This is a genomic window from Halomonas caseinilytica, from assembly GCF_001662305.1.
In the GTDB taxonomy this organism is placed as follows: Bacteria; Pseudomonadota; Gammaproteobacteria; order Pseudomonadales; family Halomonadaceae; genus Halomonas; species Halomonas caseinilytica.
Window position 1 is genome coordinate 25,521 of sequence record NZ_BDEP01000006.1, and the last position, 15,769, is coordinate 41,289.

15 protein-coding genes and 1 tRNA gene are annotated in these 15,769 nt (G+C 64.3%); 5 read left to right on the plus strand and 11 right to left on the minus strand.

What is annotated here, in order from left to right; translation table 11 throughout:
* Positions 1–79: 79 nt before the first annotated feature.
* The 3 genes from parE to pgi form a co-directional block, all read right to left on the minus strand.
* A complete protein-coding gene (parE, locus tag A9O65_RS04080) occupies positions 80–1,960 on the minus strand; it encodes a DNA topoisomerase IV subunit B (RefSeq protein WP_064701445.1) in 1,881 nt (626 codons plus the stop codon).
* Positions 1,961–2,100: 140 nt separating this feature from the next.
* Entirely contained in the window at positions 2,101–2,727 is a 627-nt protein-coding gene (locus A9O65_RS04085) for a YqiA/YcfP family alpha/beta fold hydrolase (RefSeq protein WP_175473441.1), read from the minus strand.
* A 56-nt stretch (positions 2,728–2,783) separates the two neighbouring features.
* Entirely contained in the window at positions 2,784–4,469 is a 1,686-nt protein-coding gene (gene pgi / locus A9O65_RS04090; protein WP_064699397.1) for a glucose-6-phosphate isomerase, read from the minus strand.
* An 86-nt stretch (positions 4,470–4,555) separates the two neighbouring features.
* On the opposite strand from pgi, the gene cmoA reads away from it, so the two are divergent.
* Both cmoA and cmoB read left to right on the plus strand, forming a co-directional pair.
* Positions 4,556–5,299, plus strand: coding sequence for a carboxy-S-adenosyl-L-methionine synthase CmoA (gene cmoA, locus A9O65_RS04095; RefSeq protein WP_064701446.1), 744 nt, complete (start codon positions 4,556–4,558; stop codon positions 5,297–5,299).
* 2 nt (positions 5,300–5,301) lie between these two features.
* Positions 5,302–6,294, plus strand: coding sequence for a tRNA 5-methoxyuridine(34)/uridine 5-oxyacetic acid(34) synthase CmoB (gene cmoB, locus A9O65_RS04100; protein ID WP_064701447.1), 993 nt, complete (start codon positions 5,302–5,304; stop codon positions 6,292–6,294).
* Positions 6,295–6,403: 109 nt separating this feature from the next.
* Here the strand turns inward: cmoB and cysN are convergent, their stop codons facing one another.
* From cysN to A9O65_RS04130, 6 genes are all read right to left on the minus strand, one after another.
* Positions 6,404–7,831: a sulfate adenylyltransferase subunit CysN gene (gene cysN / locus A9O65_RS04105; protein ID WP_064701448.1), complete on the minus strand. Its 1,428-nt coding sequence runs from the start codon at positions 7,829–7,831 to the stop codon at positions 6,404–6,406.
* A gap of 203 nt (positions 7,832–8,034) precedes the next feature.
* A complete protein-coding gene (cysD, locus tag A9O65_RS04110; RefSeq protein WP_073292092.1) occupies positions 8,035–9,006 on the minus strand; it encodes a sulfate adenylyltransferase subunit CysD in 972 nt (323 codons plus the stop codon).
* A gap of 114 nt (positions 9,007–9,120) precedes the next feature.
* Positions 9,121–9,852: a metallophosphoesterase gene (locus A9O65_RS04115; protein WP_064701449.1), complete on the minus strand. Its 732-nt coding sequence runs from the start codon at positions 9,850–9,852 to the stop codon at positions 9,121–9,123.
* The gene (locus A9O65_RS04120) at positions 9,852–10,298 is read right to left on the minus strand and encodes a DUF1249 domain-containing protein (RefSeq protein WP_064699403.1); all 447 of its coding nucleotides are present in this window, start codon (positions 10,296–10,298) and stop codon (positions 9,852–9,854) included. Before A9O65_RS04120 ends, A9O65_RS04115 begins: the two co-directional genes overlap by 1 nt.
* Before the next feature lies 1 nt (position 10,299).
* Positions 10,300–10,947: an NUDIX domain-containing protein gene (locus A9O65_RS04125; protein WP_064699404.1), complete on the minus strand. Its 648-nt coding sequence runs from the start codon at positions 10,945–10,947 to the stop codon at positions 10,300–10,302.
* 74 nt (positions 10,948–11,021) lie between these two features.
* Positions 11,022–11,654, minus strand: a complete 633-nt coding sequence (locus tag A9O65_RS04130) for a TRAP transporter TatT component family protein (RefSeq protein WP_064701450.1) — start codon at positions 11,652–11,654, stop codon at positions 11,022–11,024.
* A gap of 184 nt (positions 11,655–11,838) precedes the next feature.
* Here A9O65_RS04130 and greB point away from each other — a divergent pair, with 184 nt between their 5' ends.
* Positions 11,839–12,378 carry a transcription elongation factor GreB gene (gene greB, locus A9O65_RS04135; RefSeq protein WP_073292096.1) on the plus strand — a complete coding sequence of 180 codons (540 nt, stop codon included), beginning with the start codon at positions 11,839–11,841 and terminating at the stop codon, positions 12,376–12,378.
* A gap of 17 nt (positions 12,379–12,395) precedes the next feature.
* Here greB and A9O65_RS04140 read toward each other — a convergent pair whose 3' ends face one another.
* Together A9O65_RS04140 and A9O65_RS04145 are read right to left on the minus strand one after the other, a co-directional pair.
* Positions 12,396–13,385, minus strand: coding sequence for a methyltransferase (locus tag A9O65_RS04140; RefSeq protein ID WP_064701451.1), 990 nt, complete (start codon positions 13,383–13,385; stop codon positions 12,396–12,398).
* A complete protein-coding gene (locus tag A9O65_RS04145; protein WP_064699407.1) occupies positions 13,382–14,179 on the minus strand; it encodes a methyltransferase domain-containing protein in 798 nt (265 codons plus the stop codon). Before A9O65_RS04145 ends, A9O65_RS04140 begins: the two co-directional genes overlap by 4 nt.
* Before the next feature lie 110 nt (positions 14,180–14,289).
* On the opposite strand from A9O65_RS04145, the gene A9O65_RS04150 reads away from it, so the two are divergent.
* Positions 14,290–14,366, plus strand: a tRNA-Arg gene (locus tag A9O65_RS04150).
* A 165-nt stretch (positions 14,367–14,531) separates the two neighbouring features.
* The gene (locus A9O65_RS04155) at positions 14,532–15,737 is read left to right on the plus strand and encodes a tyrosine-type recombinase/integrase (RefSeq protein ID WP_064701452.1); all 1,206 of its coding nucleotides are present in this window, start codon (positions 14,532–14,534) and stop codon (positions 15,735–15,737) included.
* Positions 15,738–15,769 lie beyond the last annotated feature (32 nt).

Sequence of the window (15,769 nt, forward strand, 5' to 3'; positions counted from 1 at the left end):
GTAAGCCGGAAGCTTGAAGCTGGAAGTTACCCCTGGCCATCGCGGGTTTTCTTCCAGCTTCCGGCTTCGAGCTTTCAGCTCATACCTCTATCTCCGCGAGGTTGCCGTAGTCTTCCAGCCAGCTCTTGCGGTCGGCGGCGCGTTTCTTGGCCAGTAGCATGTCCATCATCTCCAGGGTGCCGTCGCCAACCTCGCGGGTCAGCTGCACCAGCCGTCGGGTCTCGGCCGCCATGGTGGTCTCGCGAAGCTGCAGCGGGCTCATCTCGCCGAGCCCCTTGAAGCGCTGGACATTGGGCGTGCCGCGCTTGCCCTCGAGCCGACGCAGGATGGCAGCCTTCTCGCTCTCGTCCAGGGCGTAGAAGACTTCCTTGCCGAGGTCGATGCGATACAGCGGCGGCATCGCCACGAAGACATGACCGGCATCGACCAGCGCCGGGAAGTGGCGCACGAAAAGCGCGCACAACAACGTCGCGATATGCAGGCCGTCGGAGTCGGCATCGGCGAGGATGCAGATCTTGTGATAGCGCAGCTTGGAAAGATCGTCGCTGCCCGGCTCCATGCCGATGGCAACGGCGATGTCATGAACCTCCTGGGAACCGTAGATGTCGTGGGCCTCGACTTCCCAGGTATTGAGGATCTTGCCACGCAGCGGCAGGATCGCCTGGGTTTCGCGCTGGCGGGCCTGTTTGGCGCTGCCGCCGGCGCTGTCGCCCTCGACCAGGAACAGCTCGCTGCTAGCCGGATCCTGGCCACTGCAATCGGCCAGTTTGCCGGGCAGCGCCGGGCCGGACGTGACCTTCTTGCGCGCCACCTTCTTGGCACTCTTCTGACGCCGCTGGGCCGCACTGATCACCAGCTCGGCGAGCGCCTCGCCCTGGTCGACGTGATGGTTGAGCCACAGCGAGAAAGCGTCCTTGACCACCCCGGAAACGAAGCCCGCCACGGTGCGCGACGACAACCGCTCCTTCGTCTGGCCGGCGAACTGTGGCTCCAGCATCTTCACCGAGAGCACATAGGAAACCCGTTCCCAGAGATCCTCGGCGGTCAGCTTCACCCCGCGCGGCAACAGGCTGCGGTATTCGCAGAATTCTCGCAACGCCTCCAGCATGCCCGCTCGCAGGCCATTCACGTGCGTGCCGCCCAGCGGCGTGGGAATCAGGTTGACGTAGCTCTCCAGCAGCGGTTCGCCGCCCTCGGGGAGCCACTGGATGGCCCAGTCCACCACCTGCTCGTCATCGGCGAAGTGCCCCACAAAGGGCGAAGCCGGCAGCACCTCGTAACCATCGGTGGCCTGGGCGAGATAATCGCGCAGGCCATCCTCGAACTGCCAGACGCTCTCGGTGCCATCGGCCTCGACGAGTGTCACCTGCAGCCCCGGGCAGAGCACCGCCTTGGCGCGCAGCAAGTGCTTGAGCCGAGGCAACGACAGTTTCGGTGAGTCGAAATAGCTCGCCTCGGGCCAGAAGCGAACCAACGTGCCCGTAGCGCGCTTGGCGGCAGAGCCGATCACCTTCAGCTCGGAGGCCGGCTCGCCATGCTCGAAGGCCATCTGGTAACGGCTGCCGTCCTTGACCACTTCCACCTCGAGCCGACGGGACAAGGCATTGACCACCGAAACCCCGACACCATGCAACCCGCCGGAGAAGCGATAGCTGGACGCCGAGAACTTTCCGCCGGCATGCAGCTTGGTCATGATCAGCTCTATCCCGGAAACCCCGTGTTCGGGATGGATGTCGATGGGCATGCCGCGCCCGTCATCACTGACCTCGACACCACCATCCTCGAACAGGCGCACGGCGATCGCCTTGGCATAGCCGCCCAGTGCCTCGTCGACGCTGTTGTCGATGACTTCCTGAATCAGATGGTTGGGCCGGGAAGTGTCGGTGTACATGCCGGGGCGCTTGCGCACGGGCTCGAGCCCGGCAAGCACCTCGATCGAACTGGCGCTGTACTGTGTCATGCGTCACCCAGACTGGTTACGGTCATTCGGCTCTCTCCTGAACGCGGGCGCGTCCTTTCCATGAAGGCTCGTTCGTGAATGCTCGATCTCTCCTCGCCTGCCACGTCTCGACATGATGCCTCATGGGGCAACTCCGCCACTCAACGCAGTGATGCCACGGCCCCTACCGACAGGGAATGGCCCCCATGGGCCAGAATGGCCGGCAGGTAATCGGCCAGGGCGGAAAACCCATGGTCTCCTCCAGGGTGCAGGATGCTGGCCGCCCCTCGGTAGAACGCCCAGGCATCGCGGGCGTCCAGCGTTTCGTCGGCCGTACCCAGCAGCAGCAGGTAACGCCATGGCGTGACGCGCTCGGGCGTCAGCACTTCCAGTTCTCGACGGTGAGCCTCTTCGACCTGGAAGCGTTCTCCGCTGTACGGGTTGACGAGGGCTTCGCCGATCCAGGCCGTTACCAGCCGGGCAGGCGCGACGGCGGGATTGATCAGGGCCGCCGGCAGGTCATGGCGCTCGGCGACCAGGGTCGCCAGGAAACCTCCCATCGAGCTTCCCACCACCATGGGCACCATGCCGAGCTCGTCGAGGCACGCTTCGGCCACCGCCAGCGCTCGATCCGGCCGATGCGGCAACTGAGGCGTCACGCAGGGCAACGACAGATGCTCGCAGGCCGCCCGCATCAGCGCCGCCTTCGGGGAGGCGCTGCCGCTGTTGAAGCCGTGCAGATAGAGTATGCCACTGGCAGGTGTCGAGACTTGCATGGCATTCAGCATACCCGAACCCCTGTATATATGGCCAGCATCCGTCATATCGATGACAGCTGCTCGACTTACTCCGGCTCCCGCGACTCGGCCGCCCAGACGGCCTCGATGAGACCTCGGGTGGAGTCGTCCATGCCGTCCAGCCCGGCCTGGTGTTCAAGGATACGCTGCGTCTCGCCGGCCAGCGTCTTGCCGAGCTCCACACCCCACTGATCGAAGGGGTTGATGTCCCAGATGGTCGCCTGGACGAAGACCTTGTGCTCGTACAGCGCCACCAGCGCCCCCAGGGTTCGGGGGGTCAGGCGATCCAGCAGCAAGGTACTGGATGGCTGGTTCCCGGCATATCGCTTGTGGCCTGGACGCGGCCCCTCGTCCTCGAGGGCCGCATCGCCCAGCATCAAGGCTCTGGACTGGGCGAAACAGTTGGACAGCGTCAAGCGATGCTGACTCATCAGGTGATCGCGGGTCGCCGGGTCGGCCACGTCATCATAGCGCACCCGGGGGGCGATGAAGTCACACTCCACGGATTGCGTGCCCTGGTGCAACAACTGGTAGAAGGCATGCTGGGCATTGGGACCGAGCTGCCCCCACAGCACCGGGCAAGTGGAATAGCCCACCGGCTCGCCGTCATGATTCACCGACTTGCCGTTGGACTCCATCTCCAGCTGCTCGAGGTAGGCGGCGAAGTATTCCAGGCGCCCATCATAGGGCAGGATCGAGTGTGCCCGGATATCCAGGAAGTTGACGTTCCAGATGCCCGCCAGGGCCAGCAACACCGGCAGATTGTCGCTCATCTCGGCTTCGCTGAAGTGACGATCCATGTCGTGGGCACCGGCCAGCAGCTCGCGGAAGTTCTGCATGCCTACCACCAGGGCAATGGGCAGACCGATCCCTCCCCACAGCGAGTAACGTCCGCCGACCCACTCCCAGAACTCGAGCTGATGCTCATCGGCGATGCCCCATTCGCGCATCTTCTCGGGACTGGCCGACACCCCCACGAAGTGCTGGCGCATGACCAGAGCCTCGTCGACGCCCTCTTCGCGGTCACCGCCCAGCAGCCTGGCCTTTAGCCAGTCACGCGCGGTACGGGCATTGGTCATGGTGTCGATGGTGGTGAAGGACTTCGAGGACAACACGAACAGCGTCGTCTCTGGATTGAGCCGCGACAGGTAATCGGCGAGCTGCGAGCCATCCATGGTCGAGGCGAAATGAACATCGATGCGATGGACCCCCTCGGGCCGATAGTCGGCCAGTGCATGGGTGACCATCAAGGGACCGAGATCCGAACCGCCGACCCCGAGGTTGACCACATCGCGGATGGGCTTGCCGGTAGCCCCACGCCACTGGCCCGAATGGAAGCGCTCGACCATGCTCGCCATGCGATCCAGGGTAGCGTGCACGGAGGTCACCAGATCCTCGCCCTCCACGTCGAGCCTGGCATCGGCTGGCAGTCGCAGCGCGGTATGCAGTGCCGGTCGGTTCTCGCTGAGGTTGAGTCGCTCGCCGGCCAGCAGGCCGCGGATGGCGTTCGGCACGCCAGCGTCACGGGCCAGCTCCAGCAGCAGCGAGAGCGTCGTTTCATTCCAGCGCTGCTTAGAAAGATCGAGGGTCAGGCCGGCGGCCTGTCGGCTGAAAGTCGCGAAGCGTCCCTGCTGATCGGTGAAGAAGTCGCGCAGGTGCCTCTGGCCTATCTCGTCGGCATGGTCGGCCAGGGCGCGCCAGGCGCCCCGCTGTTCGACGGGGGGGTGGCTCATGGATGCCCTCCTGGTGATCCTGTCGTGCAGCCCAAGGCAGGGAGGCGTAGAATAGCGGGCTTCCAGCCCAACGCCTCGACCTACCCATGAGTGACGCATCTTACCGTGACGCCATCTTTTCGACACCCCTGGACCGGGTGGCTCGTTTCTCCTTCGACGAGCGCGTGGTGGCCTGCTTCCCCGACATGATCCGCCGCTCGGTGCCGGGATATGGCCAGATACTCGCCATGCTCGGCCCCCTGGCCCGTCGCCACCTGCGCCATGGCGGCCATGTCTATGACCTGGGCTGCTCCCTGGGCGCTGCGGGCCTCGCGCTGGCCGGCCAGTTGCCGGAAGATGCCTTCCGCTACACCGGTGTCGACCTCTCGCCGACGATGGTCGAGCGCGCCCGCCAGACCCTGCATGACGAATGCCCCGGCCACGACATGACGGTGATCGAGGGCGATATCCGTCACCACGCCTACGATGCCTCCGGCATGATCCTGCTCAACTTCACCCTGCAGTTTCTCGACCCGGCGGATCGCGACGCTGTGATCGCCCGCCTCTACGAGGCCCTGGAGCCTGGCGGCGTACTGATCCTGTCCGAGAAGATCGTCGCCGACGACGAACAGGACAACGCCTGGCTGGTCGAGCGCTACCATGATTTCAAGCGCGCCAACGGCTACAGCGAGCTGGAGATCAGCCAGAAGCGCACCGCCCTGGAGAACGTCCTGGTGCCGGACACCCTGGCGGCCCATCATGAACGGCTCGAACGCACCGGCTTCCACCGCTCGCTGACCTGGTTCCAGTACCTGAATTTCGCGTCGCTGATCGCTTTCAAGGAGGCCTGACGTTGAGTATCCCCGAGATTCACCGTCCCCTCTACCAAGCCTTTCTCGACCAGGGGCTCGACACCTGGCTGGCCCGGCTGCCCGAGCAACTCGCCCGGGGGCTCGATCCCAAGCGACATGGCGACCTGAGGAGCTGGGAAAAGGCCGTGGCCAAGCTGCCTCCCCTGCCCGAGCCACGCCACGTCAGTCTCGATACCGACAGCGTGACGGTCGAGTGCGAACTGGATGACGCCCGGCATCGCCAGTGCGAGAACCTGCTGCGCGTCCTTGCCCCCTGGCGCAAGGGCCCCTACCGCCTCGGTGGCGTGAGTATCGACACCGAATGGCGTTCCGACTGGAAATGGCAGCGTGTCGCCCCCCATCTGGCGCCACTTCGCGGACGCCGAGTGCTCGACGTGGGCGGCGGCAACGGCTATCACGCCTGGCGCATGACCGGCGCCGGAGCCGCCTTCACCTTGGTGATCGATCCCTCTCCGCGCTTCTTCTGGCAGTTCCAGGCCGTGCGCCACTTCGTCGGTGACGCCGACGGCGGGCGCACCCATTTTCTGCCGGTCGGCATCGAAGCACTTCCCGACAACCTGGCCACCTTCGACACCGTCTTCTCCATGGGCGTGCTCTACCACCGCCCCTCGCCGCTGGAACACCTGACCCAGCTCAAGGCCGCCTTGCGGCCGGGCGGGGAACTGGTGCTGGAAACCCTGGTGGTACGCGGCGATGACACCACGGTGCTGCTACCGGGCGAGCGTTACGCCGCCATGCCCAATGTCTATTTCCTGCCTTCCTCCGCGGCGCTGGTCGGCTGGCTCGAGCGTTGCGGCTTCGAGAACGCACGCGTGGTCGACGAAGCCGACACCAGCCTCGACGAGCAACGCACCACCGACTGGATGACCTTTCAGTCCCTGGCCGACTTCCTCGCCCCCGACGATACCACCCGGACCCGCGAAGGCTACCCGGCGCCGCGCCGCGCCGTGGTGGTCGCCAACCGTCCGGCCTGAGCCACTCGCCGCCATGCAACGACAAGGCCCCGACGCGATGCGTCAGGGCCTTGTGCTCTTCTTACCAGGCACCATCTTCCCGTCGTGCGGCCGGGATGTGTACCACCGCTCAGCGATTCAACAGCTGGCTGATATCCTTGGCCTCCCAGTGCGGGAAGTACTTGCGCACCAGGGCATTGAGCTCGATCTCGAAACCGGCCCAGTCGACCTCGCCCGGCGTTGTCTCCGTCGCCTCGGCCGCACCACGGATCATGCCGGCCCCCACGGTGACATTGGACAGTCGGTCGATGACGATGAAACTGCCCGTGCCCGGACTGACGGCATAATCATCCAGGGCGATATCCTCGGTCAGGGCTACCCGGCAGCGCGCGATGGCATTGAGCTCGAGACGCTCGGCCGGGTGATGCGTCAGCGTATTGACATCGACCTGGTACTCGATGGCCTCGACACGTCCCGCCACGGAGCGCCCGGCGAGACGAATGTCGACCTGCCGTCCCGGCTCGAGCGGCTGCTCGTGCATCCACACGATATCGGCATCGAAGGCGTTGGAACGCACCACCTCGGCATCCTCGGCCACGATCCAATCACCGCGCGAGATGTCGATCTCATCTTCCAGCGTCACGGTGATCGCCTGACCGGGCCAGGCAACCTCGAGATCGCCATCGAAGGTGACGATGCGCTCGACCCTGGAACGCTTGCCCGACGGCAGTGCACGCACCGCCTGGCCGGGACGCAGGATGCCCGCTTCCAAGGTGCCGGCATAGCCTCGAAAGTCCAGATTGGGGCGATTGACGTACTGTACCGGCAGGCGCAGGTCGCTCAGGTTCTGATCATGGCGCACCTCGACGGTCTCGAGCAGCTCGAGCAGCGCCGGCCCCTCGTACCAGGGCATCGAGCCGCTCTTGTTGACCACGTTGTCGCCCTTCAACGCCGAAAGCGGTACGAAGTGAATGTTCTCGGCGCCAAGCTGCTCGGCAAACGCACGATACTCGGCGGCGATCTCCTCGAAGCGCGCCTCGCTATAGTCGACCAGATCCATCTTGTTGACCGCGATGACCAGATGGCGAATGCCGACCAGATCGGCAATGAAGCTATGCCGACGGGTCTGGGTCTGCACGCCGTGACGCGCATCGACCAGGATCACCGCGAGCCCCGCCGTCGAGGCTCCCGTGGCCATGTTGCGGGTGTACTGCTCGTGCCCCGGCGTATCGGCGATGATGAACTTGCGCTTGTCGGTCGAGAAGAAGCGATACGCCACGTCGATGGTGATGCCCTGCTCCCGCTCCGACTGCAGGCCATCCACGAGCAAGGCCAGATCCACCTCGTCGCCGGTGGTCCCGCTGGTCTTCGATGCCTGAGTGATCGCCGCCAGTTGATCGTCGAAGATCATCTTGGAGTCGTGCAGCAACCGCCCGATCAAGGTCGACTTGCCGTCATCGACGCTGCCGCAGGTGATGAAACGCAGCAGGTCCTTGTTCTCGTGCTCTTTCAAGTACGCTTCGATATCGTCTGCAATCAATTCCGACGCATGTGCCATGACACACCTTAATAGCTGTAAGCTGTAAGCCGGAAGCTGGAAGAACCCGCAGCACGCCGACTCACCGCTGAAGATCTTTGGTTGGAGAACCCCGCCGGTGACCTAGATGCCTGATGCTTCCCGCTCCCCACCAGGCGTTTCGCTCGGGAGGACGTCCAGCTTCAGGCTTGGGGCTTCCGCCTTTCTAACGCGCCGAAAGCGCGTTAGAAGTACCCCTCCCGCTTCTTCTTCTCCATGGAGCCGGCCTGGTCGTGATCGATGGCGCGGCCGCTGCGCTCCGAGGTCCGGGTCAGCAGCATTTCCTGGATGATCTCGGGCAGGGTGGCGGCCCGGGATTCCACGGCACCGGTCAGCGGATAGCAGCCCAGGGTGCGGAAACGGACCCACTTCTCCTCGGGCACCTCGCCGGGCTCCAGCGGCATGCGGTCGTCATCGACCATCACCAGCATGCCATCGCGCTCCACCACCGGGCGCGGGGCAGCATGGTAGAGCGGGACGATGGGGATGGATTCCAGGTAGATGTATTGCCAGATATCCAGCTCGGTCCAGTTGGAGAGCGGAAAAGCGCGGATGGACTCGCCCTTGTTGACCCGGGCGTTGTAGAGATTCCACAGCTCGGGACGCTGGTTCTTGGGGTCCCAGCGGTGATGCTTGTCGCGGAAGGAGAATACCCGCTCCTTGGCACGCGTGGCTTCCTCGTCGCGACGCGCCCCACCGAAGGCGGCATCGAAGCCGTACTTGTCCAGCGCCTGCTTGAGCGACTGGGTCTTCATCACATCGGTGTAACCGCTCGAGCCATGATCGAAGGGATTGATCCCCGCCTCGACACCTTCCTGGTTGATGTGCTCGATCAGTTCCATGCCGGATTCCGCTGCCATGCGGTCACGGAACTCGATCATCTCCCGGAACTTCCAGGTGGTATTGACGTGCAGCAAGGGGAACGGCGGCGGCCCGGGATAGAAGGCCTTGCGCGCCAGGTGAAGCATCACCGAGGAGTCCTTACCGATGGAATAGAGCATCACCGGATTGGAGAATTCGGCGGCCACCTCGCGGATGATATGGATCGACTCGGCTTCGAGCTGCTGCAGGTGAGTCATCCGCTGCGGCGTCAACCCCGGGGATGATTCCTCATTTCGGCGGTCGTGCTGGCGTGTGGGGGCATCAAGACTGCTCATGGCCCGGCTACCTCGCATGATTTGGGCGAAAACGCATCATGCGGGCCAGCTTATCGTGCTGAATATAATAACGTGAAAGAATTAATATCTATCTTTTTATTCTTTAAAAAGATATCAGGGTTCCACTCGCACCACTTGGGTGCTCAGGTCGCTTCCCAGTTCGAGCACACGGAATCCCGGCCAGGCCGCCTCGTCCACGGCGAACGTCTCGGCGCCGGGCAGGAATTGGTCGGACGTGGCGGGACAGGCGTAGATGGACACTTCGCCATGTGGCGTCGTCCGACGGTGTTCGAAAGCCTGGTGAATATGGCCGCACAGGATCGCCTCGATCCGCTGGTGCGTCGCCAGCAGGTCCCAGAACGCCTCGGCATCGGCCAGGCCCAGCGCATCCACCCAGCGCGACCCGACGCTGATCGGAGGATGGTGCATGGCGATCAGCGTCGGTCGGTCGTCCTCCGCCAGGCGTTCGGCCAGCACTTCGAGGCGAGTTGCCCCCAGCGCGCCATGGGTCTGGCCAGGAATCCGGGTATCGAGCAGCAACAAGCGCCGTTGCCCCAGGTCCACGCTCTCCTGAAAGGCACGGCACTCGGCCATTAGGACCGGCTCGTCATGATTGCCGGGCAGCCAGAACCAGGGACAGTCGATTCGATCCAGCTCCCGCCGGGCCAGCGCATAGGAAGCCACCGTCTCATCCTGGCTGACATCGCCGGTGACCAGCACCATGTCGGGACGCCAGGACGCGACCGCCTCGACCACGCGGACGAACTGGCGATGAGGAACCCCGGTGCGCGAACGAGCGGCGGGATCGGCGTGCAGATGGCAGTCGGAAATCTGGACCAGTCGCATCAGGGCAGTTCGGGCAAGTCGATGGAATGACCGTGAGCCAGGCCATGATCCAGCCATTCGCCGAGGAAACGATTGAGCTGAAGTTTCTCGTCGGGCTGGTGCATACGGGAGTTGGGATAGCGATAGCGACCGTCGAAGTGCCGTTGCCGCTGGAAATCGGTCACCTCGGCCATGCGCACATCGTGATAGAGATGCACGCGCATGCGCGGCGTATCCAGCACGGCGTCGAGCACGCCTCGCTGGGACACCCGCACGATACTGGTGTAGGGCGCACGTTCCTGGAGCTCGAGACACAGCACTCCCAGGCGCCGGCCATGGCTGACCAGCTCCACCTCTCGGGACTCGCCAGCCTCCAGATCGCCCAGCAAGCGGGTCAGGCGCACATAGTTGGCGGTGCACTCGCCCTGGAGGCCTTTCAGATCGGTGACATAGGCGCTTCTCGACACGCTACCTCCTTGCTCTCAGCGAGGCCCTCTCCGCGGCCAGCCAATGAAAGGCGATCAGACACATGGCATTGTCGAGTCGTCCGGCCAGCAGGAGTTCCCAAGCCTGGGCGAACGATAACACATGCACGCGAATATCCTCGTTCTCCTCGGCAAGACCGTGCACGCCTCCCAGGCCACGGCTGTCGATCAGGCCGCAGAACAACGAAACCCGCTCATTGCAGGCACCGGGGCTGGGATAATAGGTATGTAGCTCGATCAGGTCGCCGACTGGGCAGCCCGCCTCTTCCATGGCCTCGCGGCGCGCCACGTCGGCGGCACTCTCTCCGCTCTCGACCAGGCCCGCCACGATCTCGAGCTTCCATGGCGAGGCCGGGTCGTCGATGGCGCCGGCACGGAACTGCTCCACCAGGACCACGGCATCTCGTTCCACATCGTAGAGCAACACGCCCACGGCGTCATGGCGATGATGCACCTCGCGCGTCATGGGCGCGCTCCAGCCCCCCTCGAAAAGACGATGGCGCAGGTGCAGCGCCTCCAGACGAAAGAACCCTTCGTGCAGACAGCGGCGCTCGATCAGCTCCACATCGCCGACATCAAAGGTCGCCTGCGCCAGCGCGCTCGATCGGTCGGCGGCATCGGTCTCCGACATGCGGACCTCCGGTGTTCGCGAAAGCTCCATTATCGTGATCCCGGAGCGCGTTCACAATGGGAGCGCCGCCCGCTTCACTTCTCCAGACGCTCGACCATGACACGGGCCTGACGGCGCAGCGCCTCGTCGGAGGTCTGCCGCTCTTCGCGGGCCTGCCCCTCCAGGGCACGGCGCGCGTGCGTCAGGGCCTGCTGGTCACGCCCTTCGTCAGCCAGGAAAGCGGCATAGTAATAATTGACGTCGATGCCCTTGGGGCGAATCTCCAGGGCACGCTCGAACATCCGCTCGGCGGTGTCGTCATCACCGAAGGCCACCGGCCAGCCGGGCGCCCGGGCATACAGTGCCCCGAGGGTGACATAGGCCGAACCGTGATGACCTTCGGGGTCGAGCTCGATGGCACGCTCCAGCACCCGGCGAGCCTCCTTGGCCGGCCCCAGGGCATCCAGCCCGCCGACTTCACGCGCCAGGGAGGCCAGAATGATGCCTTGCCAGACCAGCACGTCGCTGGCGTCGGGATGAGCATCGGCCAGCGCCCCGGCCTCATCGGCCAGCGCCGACAAGGCATCGGCGCGGCGAGCCTCGTCCATGGTGGTGATATTCTCCCAGCGGTTGCGTAGCGAGAAGACCTCGTTCTCCCAGGCCTGGGCGACCGATACGCTGCCCAATGCCAGGCACAGGGCAATCGCGAGTAGATGACGTCTCGACATGATGGCTTCCTCGAGTTGTGGTTATCGGAATGGCCTTTCTTCCTAGAATGTAACGAACGTTTGATTTATTCTCCAGCCAAACGCTTCTCCCATACTCCCCGAGCACGCTACAAGAGGGGCGGATTGCCTGCCGGCGGGTGCATGTCGTATGTTGCAGCCCTTCGACGAGCCAGAGGCGCGATTCATGAAAGGCCGCAACATGACCCGTTGGCGCGATCCCGCCAAGGACCCGCGCCAGGAACCCAAGAGCAACCTGATCACCGCCGAAGGTGCTGAACGCCTGCGCGGCATTCTCGACCACCTGTCGCGCGTCAAGCGCCCTGCCCTGTCCACCAAGGTGGGCGAAGCCGCTGCCCTCGGCGACCGCAGCGAGAACGCCGACTACACCTACAACAAGAAGGAACTCAACCGCGTCATCGCCCGCATCCGCTACCTGACCAAACGACTCGACGAACTACAGGTGGTCGACCGCCTGCCGGCGGATACCGATCGCGTCTTCTTCGGGGCCTTCGTCACCCTGGAGGACGAGAATGGCGAGGAGCTGCGCCTGCGTATCGTCGGCCACGACGAGACCGACACCAGCAAGCACTGGATCAGTGTCGACGCCCCTCTGGCCAAGGCCCTGCTTGGCAAGGGGATCGACGATGAAGCCACGGTGGCCGCACCCGGCGGCGAGACGACCTACCTGATTACCGAGATCGACTATCACGATCCTCAGGCGTGAAGCGACCCACTGGAACGTCAGCGCTTGACCGCCCGATAGACGCGGAACCGGCGGTCATCGGCGAGAATCTCGAAGCCCCCGAAGGCACGCTCCAACAAGTCCGGATACGGCAGAAAGGCATTGGCCACCATCAGAAGCTGGCCCCCGGGCCCGAGACGCGCCGGGGCGCCGGCGATCAATCGCCCGGCGGGGCCATAATCGACGGCACGCTCCTGATGGAACGGCGGGTTGCTGACGATGGCATCGAAACGCTGCTCCGCGAGCCCGGCATAGACATCGGCGTGGTATACCTCGCCTTCCAGGCCGTTGGCCGCCAGGGTTCGACGAGTCGCCTCCACCGCAAAGCCATTGACGTCCACCGCCGTGGTCGTGAGCCCGCGCCGGGCCAGCCAGGCCGCGAGAATCCCGTCGCCGCACCCCATGTCCAGCACCGCGCCCTGCCTCGGCAGGCAGGCATCGAGCTGCGCCAGTAACAACCGGGTGCCGTCGTCCAGCTTGCCATGCCCGAACACCCCGGGATGGCTGGCAAGCGTCAGGCCCTCGGCCTCAAAGGTCGTCCAGGCGGCATCCGGATCGATATCGACCCGCCCCAGCCGAGAGGCGAACAGGCTGCACCGACGAGCGCTGTCCACCTTCCGGCAGCCAAGCCCCAGCGCCGCCAGCACCTTGAGCACACGCTTGATGCCTCCCTGATTCTCGCCGACGACATGCAACGGGGTGCCCGGCTCGAGCCGAGCACATAGCCACAACAGCCACCATTCCCCCTGAGCGTGCGCCTTGGGCCAGAACAGCACCACGCCTTCCGGCGCCAGCTCCTCCGCCGAAAAAGGGGAGCAGGCCACACCGCCACGCTCGCGCCAGGCCGAGAGCAGCGCCCTGTCGGCAGAAAGCAGCCCCCCCTCGGCTGCTTCCAGCCAGCGATCCCGGGGCGGCGACACCCACAACCAGCCGCGATAATCGGTCGACTGGCGCTCGAGCAATTGGCAGACAGGCGTTTCGGCACTCACGGTCGCGTCTCCTCGGCAGGCACCAGGGTATAAAGCAGATAACGGCCCAGTCGCCAATGCGGCTCGGTGCGACTGTAGCGCCATTCCAGTTCGAGCAACTTGCGGTACGCCTCATCGTCGCCGGCCGGGTGCTGCAGATAATCGTGAAAGATCCTCACGCCGGCACAATGCTGGACGACCAGGCCGTTCTCCTCGGCCCAGGCAAGGATCTCGTCATGGCTCAGCGGCGAGATGGGCGTCAGGCGCGTGCGGCGCCCCTGGCCGGCCAGGCGATCGGCCAGCACGCGGTCGAGATTGCCCTTGACCACATTGGAGAAGCGCAGGGCATCGCGGTTGAAGACCATCAGCGACAACTGCCCCCGGGGCGCCAGCAAGCTCGCCAGGGTGGCGAGGGCCGCTCGCGGGTCGGCCATCCACTCGAGCACGGCATGGCAAGTGATCAGCGGCCAGGGACCGGGAGCCCGCTCGGGCAAGGCCTGCAACGGCAGCGACATCGACGTCACCGAGGTTCCGGCAAGTCTCTCACGAGCGCGCTGGAGCATGTCGGCGGCGGGCTCGCTCAGGGTGACAGCGTGACCTCGCATTGCCAGCCAGCCGGATAGCTGACCGAGGCCGCCTCCCACGTCAAGGGCCGGCTGGCCATCGAGCGTGAGCATCTCGGGCAATAGCCGATCGAGCAAGGCCAGGCGCAGTTCACCACGCCGCTTTCCGTAGAGACTGTCGGCGAACTTGTCGGCCATGCCATCGAAATAGCGATCACCGTCCGTCGAGAGATGTGTCGCGATAGCGGTCATTCCCGTCGTCGTCTGGATAGATGGGCCCATTCTACCCGGGAATGCCGAACAACTCATGGGCACCGCGGGTTTATCTTGCGCGGTCAGATGCTTATACTACGCCCCGTTTCGCCCTCTTAGCTCAGCAGGATAGAGCAGCCGCCTCCTAAGCGGCAGGTCGCAGGTTCGAATCCTGCAGAGGGCGCCAACTCAGCTTCCCGAGCCTTCCAGCCAAGGCTAGCCGAAGACAAAAAATCACGCAAAATCAGCACCATCCTTTCCCTACCCTTCCTGACAATTCCTTCCCAAACCCGCCGCAAGATGGTATAGAGCTTGGCATATTCCTCTATTCGAAGATGCTCGCTATACCACGATGGCGCTAACTATCAGAAAAATCGAGACAACCAAGCCAGGAGCCAAGGAGATCAGCCTATCCGACGGGCAGGGACTCGAACTCAGGATCTCGCCTAAGGGCCGTAAGGGCTGGCGGCTGCGTTACACCCGGCCGAACGGCAAGCGCAACATGATGAGCCTGGGTAGCTACCCCGAGGTCAGCCTGGCCGAAGCCCGTGAAAAGCGCACCGACGCGCGCCGCTTGCTCAATAAGGGGATTGATCCCGTCGAGCAACGCAAGCAGGAGAAGCGCGAGCGACGCCTCGCCACCGAGAACACCTTCAAGGCCCTCGCCAGGGAATGGCATGAGACCATGGCGAAGCGCTGGAAGGCCTCCTCCAAGCGAGCCCCGCAGAGCTGGAGCGCCCTGGAGAGTCATATTTTCCCCTATGTCGGCGACCTGGCCATCGACAGCATCAAGCCCCTGGAGTGGCTCGAGGTGCTGCGTCGCGTCGAGGAAGCGGGCAAATTCGAGCAGCGGCGCAAACTGCACTCCTTCTGCCGCGACATCTACCGCTTCGCCATCATCACCGGCCGGGCCAACTACAACCCCCTGACCGATCTTGGCGCCGCCCTGGAGAAGCAGAAGCACCGCCATTTCCCTCATCTTGCACAGGACGAGCTCCCAGAGCTCGTGGGCGCCATACGCAGCTACGACAAGAGTCCCCTGGTCAAGGCGGGCCTCGAACTACTGCTGATGACGGCCGTGCGGCCTGGGGAACTGCGCATGGCTCGCTGGGAGGAGATCGACTTCGAGGCAGCGGTGTGGAAAATCCCGGCAGACCGAATGAAGATGGGCCGGGCTCATCAAGTCCCCTTGCCCACCCAGGCCCTCGAGGTGCTGAAGAAGCTGCACGGCATGACGGGAAGCTATGGTCTGCTGTTCCCGGGGCGGAATGATCCCGCCAAGCCCATCTCCGATGCCGCCTTCGGCATGGCGCTCAAGCGAATGGGGTTCGAGGGCCGGCATGTCCCCCACGGTACCCGCCATGTTGTGGCCACCGGCCTGAAGGAAATGGGATACCCGCGGGAGTGGATCGAGGCCCAGCTTTCACACAAGCTGCCGGGCCTCGAGGGTGTGTATACCCATGCGGAGCATATGGCACCTGAGCAGCGCCCGGCTATGATGCAAGCTTGGGCAACCCGCCTCGCAGGCCTGACGGAGGCTGGTACGCACGACAGTTGACAAAACATGGCATTTTTCGGCTATAGTTGCGC

Coding starts and splice junctions, on each gene's coding strand:
- greB (WP_073292096.1), top strand. CDS start 11,839: ATGAAAGGCCGCAACATGACCCGTTGGCGCGATCCCGCCAAGGACCCG.
- pgi (WP_064699397.1), bottom strand. CDS start 4,469: ATGAGCCACCCCCCCGTCGAACAGCGGGGCGCCTGGCGCGCCCTGGCC.
- cmoA (WP_064701446.1), top strand. CDS start 4,556: ATGAGTGACGCATCTTACCGTGACGCCATCTTTTCGACACCCCTGGAC.
- A9O65_RS04145 (WP_064699407.1), bottom strand. CDS start 14,179: ATGACCGCTATCGCGACACATCTCTCGACGGACGGTGATCGCTATTTC.
- A9O65_RS04115 (WP_064701449.1), bottom strand. CDS start 9,852: ATGCGACTGGTCCAGATTTCCGACTGCCATCTGCACGCCGATCCCGCC.
- A9O65_RS04085 (WP_175473441.1), bottom strand. CDS start 2,727: ATGCTGAATGCCATGCAAGTCTCGACACCTGCCAGTGGCATACTCTAT.
- A9O65_RS04130 (WP_064701450.1), bottom strand. CDS start 11,654: ATGTCGAGACGTCATCTACTCGCGATTGCCCTGTGCCTGGCATTGGGC.
- parE (WP_064701445.1), bottom strand. CDS start 1,960: ATGACACAGTACAGCGCCAGTTCGATCGAGGTGCTTGCCGGGCTCGAG.
- cysN (WP_064701448.1), bottom strand. CDS start 7,831: ATGGCACATGCGTCGGAATTGATTGCAGACGATATCGAAGCGTACTTG.
- cysD (WP_073292092.1), bottom strand. CDS start 9,006: ATGAGCAGTCTTGATGCCCCCACACGCCAGCACGACCGCCGAAATGAG.
- A9O65_RS04125 (WP_064699404.1), bottom strand. CDS start 10,947: ATGTCGGAGACCGATGCCGCCGACCGATCGAGCGCGCTGGCGCAGGCG.
- A9O65_RS04155 (WP_064701452.1), top strand. CDS start 14,532: ATGGCGCTAACTATCAGAAAAATCGAGACAACCAAGCCAGGAGCCAAG.